A 4986-nucleotide genomic window follows, 5' to 3' on the forward strand; every position below is an offset into this window, starting at 1 on the left:
AACCACCTCCGCAGCCATTTATTGGTGTGGTCTACAGAGGATTATGTCTTTTTAGAGGGGAAAATCCCTAGAACCCCGACTACCTTGGTGATCTCGCCTTTCACGTAGTGAACAAATTCTTCCAACTGATCTGCGCGGGAGGCCAAGCGATCTTCTTCTTGTCCAAGATAAGCCTGTCTAGCTTCAAGTATGACGGGCTGATACTGGGCCGGCAGGCGCTCCATTGCCCAGTCGGCAGCGACATCCTTCGGCGCGATTTTGCCGGTTACTGCGCTGTACCAAATGCGGGACAACGTAAGCACTACATTTCGCTCATCGCCAGCCCAGTCGGGCGGCGAGTTCCATAGCGTTAAGGTTTCATTTAGCGCCTCAAATAGATCCTGTTCAGGAACCGGATCAAAGAGTTCCTCCGCCGCTGGACCTACCAAGGCAACGCTATGTTCTCTTGCTTTTGTCAGCAAGATAGCCAGATCAATGTCGATCGTGGCTGGCTCGAAGATACCTGCAAGAATGTCATTGCGCTGCCATTCTCCAAATTGCAGTTCGCGCTTAGCTGGATAACGCCACGGAATGATGTCGTCGTGCACAACAATGGTGACTTCTACAGCGCGGAGAATCTCGCTCTCTCCAGGGGAAGCCGAAGTTTCCAAAAGGTCGTTGATCAAAGCTCGCCGCGTTGTTTCATCAAGCCTTACGGTCACCGTAACCAGCAAATCAATATCACTGTGTGGCTTCAGGCCGCCATCCACTGCGGAGCCGTACAAATGTACGGCCAGCAACGTCGGTTCGAGATGGCGCTCGATGACGCCAACTACCTCTGATAGTTGAGTCGATACTTCGGCGATCACCGCTTCCCTCATGATGTTTAACGCCGCCATAAGTTGCGGCTTTGTAGTTGATTGTTTTGTGGTAGCGTAGCGTTAAGCCACAAAACAAGCGACGGAAAAGCCGTCAACTTGATGGCCTTGTTAGCCTTATCAGCGCGACTGTGATGTATAAACGTCAAAAATTGAACGACCAATTTTAACAATCGCATCATTTCGCTCTGCCATTGAAGCCTGTGTTTGAGCTAGATAGATGCTCACAATAATTGGGGCTTGATGCTCACTCCACACAACTGCTGTAATACTCCGAGCACCAAATCCGCCAGCACCTGAACGATCCGCAATGTTCCATCCCGCCGGCAATACTGAACGTAGTAAATTACCAGTGACTTGATTGTTCACCATCCAAGACTCTAATTTTTTTTTGTTCATTTCAGATAGCGCTGAACCAAATAAAAATTTATTCAAAGTACTGGCTATTGCCTTAGGAGTTGTCGTATCCCTCAAATCACCGAGCTTACCTTCATTTAAATCAGGCTCAATACGGTCTAGACGAGTCTCTTTGTCCCCAATTTGTCTTAAAAAATCAGTAACGCCTTTGGAGCCACCTACAGCACTTAGGATGATATTTGCCGCAGTATTATCACTTGTAGTCATAGTTGCGAAGCACGCATCATCGAGTGTGATTGCCTGCCCTACTTGCTTTTCTATTACAGGGGAATAGGTCACAAGATCTGCTTTCTTAATCTCGACTGTACTATTGGGATTAACTTTTCCTTGCTCAGCATCATATAGTAATTTAGCGCAAGCTATTGTTTTAAAAGTACTTGTCAACGGGAAGCGCTGATTGCCATTGTAATCCCAGTATTCTCCATTTTGAGTATCAAGAACGGAAACACCTATACGAGCAGAAAGAGAAACTTCAATTGCCTTAACGTCTTGTTCAACTTGCCGAAACTTTGAACTACTTGCAAAAGCATAAAAGATACGCTATTCTTAGCATTTGCTCCATGTCTCAATGCATTAAAAGATTACAAACGCATATAAGGTTACTTAAGATAAATGTCTCTACTTAGTCGCTATGAACAACTTAATTTGATTCAATGTAATAGACGTTACAAGCTCATAATTGCACATTTTTAATGACGTTCAGAGGTCGTCAATAATGAATTTTCTGATAAAAAATATTCTGCTCATTACTCTTTTTGTTCCTTTTGTAACAGCAGCAAACAATACAGACACTAAAACGCTGGAGGTTAAACAATTAACCGATAATATCTATCAGCATATCTCATATAAACATGTTGAGCCTTGGGGGTTTATTGGCGCGTCTGGCTTAATTGTAGTCGATGGAGATGCGGCATACCTGATTGACACTCCTTGGACGACCAAAGCAACCAATCAACTTATTGAATGGATTGAAGATAGAGGTCTCGTACTAAAAAGCGCAATAGTAACTCACTTTCATGAAGATGCGAGTGGTGATTTACCACTTTTAAATGATTTAAAAGTTAACACTTATGCCACTTCACTCACTAATCAACTTCTTAAACTCAATAACAAAGAAATTTCGAATACTGAAATATCGAGCAATGAACTCAAAATTTTCAACGGCATTGCGACAGTGTATTATCCTGGCCCAGGCCATACTGAAGATAACATCGTTGTTTGGTTACCGAATGAAAAGCTATTATTTGGCGGTTGCTTTGTTAAAAGCCTCCGTAATAAAAGTCTAGGTTACACTGGAGATGCAAATATAGGCGAATGGTCGAACTCTATTCAAAGAGTGCTGCAACGCTATCCAGATATAGTCACTGTAGTGCCTGGGCATGGTCAGGTTGGAGACGTTAGTTTACTCCTTCATACACAAAAATTAGCATCATCCGATAAGACTTCTGACAAATAGACAAATAAAGCAAAGGAAAAATAGTGGAGCTAAGAGGTAGTAGAATAAAACTATCACCATTTGATAGTTCAGATAGACAGTTGTTCATAGAAATATCAATGTGCCCCATTATGATGGAGCATGTGTATGAGCCTCTAACTTATCAAGAAGCTGTGGCAGCGTTTGAGTTAAAATCTCAATCTTGGCAGTTTGAAAGTGATCACTGGCTTTCATTTGGTATTGAGGACATATCATCAGGAGAAAAGCTGGGCAGTATTGGATTGAAGGTCATTAATCACAAGGCGCGAATAGCCGAAGTAGGTTACATGATTAAGCAAAGTGCTCAAGGCAGGGGAATTGCTGGAGAAGCTTTAACATTAATTAAGCAATTTGGGTATAGGAAGTATAAACCACCTTTTTGCTCCTCATCCGAAGTATCTTACCTGAAATTCCCTCACTCGTTTACCGCTCAAGCCCCAATTTTAACTGCCGGTCCAGCCTAAACCGCTCTAATAAGGTTCGATTTGGCGGTAAAATCTCTAGCCTGATAGCTCGAGAGATACAAACTGCCCCACCGCCCCGTTTAAAAGTTGGCAGTGTTGAGCAGTGTTGGATTTGGGGTCGTCAGTCAAAGAGACGACTCTGTGATGGATCGAACAGGCTGGGAGTCAGTGGCGGCGCTCGTTCTGGTGGCAGCTCACGCTGCTTGGCGGCATTCGCCTTGGCTGTTTTCTGTTTCAGATGCTTGAGAATCTGCTCAATGACCTTCGGATCTTCGATGCTGGCAATCACTTTGACGTGACCGCCGCAGTGTTCGCAGACTTCAATATCAATATTGAAGACTCGCTTGAGGCGTTGCATCCAGGTCATGGCGCGGTGGCGCTCTGCAGGACTCTTGTCACGCCAGTTAGTATCGAGACCTTCCGATTTGTCGGGCTTCTTGCCCCGCTTGGCGGGTGTTACTTGAACTCGGTGTTTGCTGTTCGGTGCAAAGACGCCGTGGAAGCGTGTGAGGTTGACTCGCGGCTTAGGTACCAACGCAGCGAGTTTGGCGATGAAGTCCAGCGGCTCGAAGATCACATGGGTGGTGCCATTGCGGTACGGAGTTTTGAGCTCGTAACGCACCTGCCCATTGGCGGTTAATGCCAGACGTTTTTCTGAAACCGCTGGCCGACTAATGTAGCGACACAAGCGCTCAAGCTTATCCCGCTGATGCGCTTCGGCCATCACACCGGCGTGTAGCGAGAAACCAGCATGGTTGGCTACTCGACTGCTTGAGTCGGCTTTATCCTCACGCCCTGGCAAGGTTTGCAGGGTGAAGACTTTGCGCCCTTGCTGGGGGCCGACGGCAATGCGATACGTAACCGAAGCACCATGTAATTGAGTCAGCGTATCGTCTTCGCCCTCTTCCAGTGTCAACCACGTATTCTCGGCATCACGCTCCAAAATCCCACGCTTTTCCATGCAGCGAGCGATGCGATGGCTGAGGGTGTGAGCGAGCGTATTCAGCTCATCGTAAGTGGGTGCCTTGACACGATGGAAGCGTTGCTTGCCATAGTCATCTTCGGCATAGACACCATCGAGAAACAGCATGTGGTAGTGGACATTGAGATTTAGCGCGGAGCCAAAGCGTTGGATAAGAGTCACTGAGCCAGTTTGTGCAGAGGCTTTGGTGTAACCGGCTTTTTTGATCAGATGAGTTGAGAGTGTACGATAGACGATACTCAAGACCTGGCCCATCAGCTGGGGATGGCGAGCCAGCAAAAAGCGTAGCTGGAAAGGAAAGCTGAGCACCCACTGGCGAATGGGCTCCTTGGGGAAGACTTCGTCTATCAGCAGCGCCGCACTCTCGGCCATCCGGCGGGCACCGCAGCTAGGGCAAAAGCCGCGTCGTTTACAGCTGAAGGCGACCAGACGCTCGTGATGACAATCCTCGCAGCGAACCCGCATGAAACCATACTCCAGACGGCCACATTGGAGGAGGTCGTTGAATTCTTGTTGGATGTAGCGAGGCAGGTGTTGACCTTGGGCTTCGAGTGAGGCTTTGAAGGCTGGGTAGTGCTGCTCAACCAGCTGGTAGAGCAGCGTCTGGTCGGGTTGGTGGCGTTCGTAACCGTTTGTTTGAGTGGGCGATTGACTCGCCGTGGCGTTCCTTGCCAGCGACATGGGGGTTCTAGGGATTTTCCCCTCTAAAAAGACTTAATCCTCTGTAGACCACACCAATAAATGGCTGCGGAGGTGGGTTACTACTTATAAGTGTGGCAAATTAGGTAAATA

General features: G+C 47.0%; 5 protein-coding genes. 2 read left to right on the forward strand and 3 right to left on the reverse strand.

Annotated elements, in window-relative coordinates:
• Positions 1 to 41 precede the first annotated feature (41 nt).
• Together aadA1 and blaPSE are read right to left on the reverse strand one after the other, a co-directional pair.
• Positions 42 to 860 (reverse strand): ANT(3'')-Ia family aminoglycoside nucleotidyltransferase AadA1, encoded by an 819-nt coding sequence (gene aadA1 / locus R7Z41_RS23470; RefSeq protein WP_181726426.1) that lies wholly within the window; start codon positions 858 to 860, stop codon positions 42 to 44.
• Positions 861 to 977: 117 nt separating this feature from the next.
• On the reverse strand, positions 978 to 1811 hold the full coding sequence (gene blaPSE / locus R7Z41_RS23475; RefSeq protein WP_181726425.1) for a PSE family carbenicillin-hydrolyzing class A beta-lactamase: 834 nt from the start codon (positions 1809 to 1811) through the stop codon (positions 978 to 980).
• Between the two features lie 178 nt (positions 1812 to 1989).
• On the opposite strand from blaPSE, the gene R7Z41_RS23480 reads away from it, so the two are divergent.
• Together R7Z41_RS23480 and R7Z41_RS23485 are read left to right on the forward strand one after the other, a co-directional pair.
• Positions 1990 to 2730: a subclass B1 metallo-beta-lactamase VAM-1 gene (locus R7Z41_RS23480; RefSeq protein ID WP_181726415.1), complete on the forward strand. Its 741-nt coding sequence runs from the start codon at positions 1990 to 1992 to the stop codon at positions 2728 to 2730.
• A 23-nt stretch (positions 2731 to 2753) separates the two neighbouring features.
• On the forward strand, positions 2754 to 3212 hold the full coding sequence (locus R7Z41_RS23485) for a GNAT family N-acetyltransferase (RefSeq protein ID WP_181726414.1): 459 nt from the start codon (positions 2754 to 2756) through the stop codon (positions 3210 to 3212).
• A 121-nt stretch (positions 3213 to 3333) separates the two neighbouring features.
• Here the strand turns inward: R7Z41_RS23485 and R7Z41_RS23490 are convergent, their stop codons facing one another.
• Positions 3334 to 4875 carry an IS91-like element ISCR1 family transposase gene (locus R7Z41_RS23490; protein ID WP_000050481.1) on the reverse strand — a complete coding sequence of 514 codons (1542 nt, stop codon included), beginning with the start codon at positions 4873 to 4875 and terminating at the stop codon, positions 3334 to 3336.
• Between the last annotated feature and the right edge of the window lie 111 nt (positions 4876 to 4986).

Source organism: Vibrio sp. 1457 (genome assembly GCF_033340195.1).
GTDB lineage: Bacteria > Pseudomonadota > Gammaproteobacteria > Enterobacterales > Vibrionaceae > Vibrio > Vibrio alginolyticus.

Excerpts from the sequence above, each read along its gene's own strand:
- aadA1 (WP_181726426.1), bottom strand. The coding sequence starts at position 860 with ATGAGGGAAGCGGTGATCGCCGAAGTATCGACTCAACTATCAGAGGTA.
- R7Z41_RS23480 (WP_181726415.1), top strand. The coding sequence starts at position 1,990 with ATGAATTTTCTGATAAAAAATATTCTGCTCATTACTCTTTTTGTTCCT.
- R7Z41_RS23490 (WP_000050481.1), bottom strand. The coding sequence starts at position 4,875 with ATGTCGCTGGCAAGGAACGCCACGGCGAGTCAATCGCCCACTCAAACA.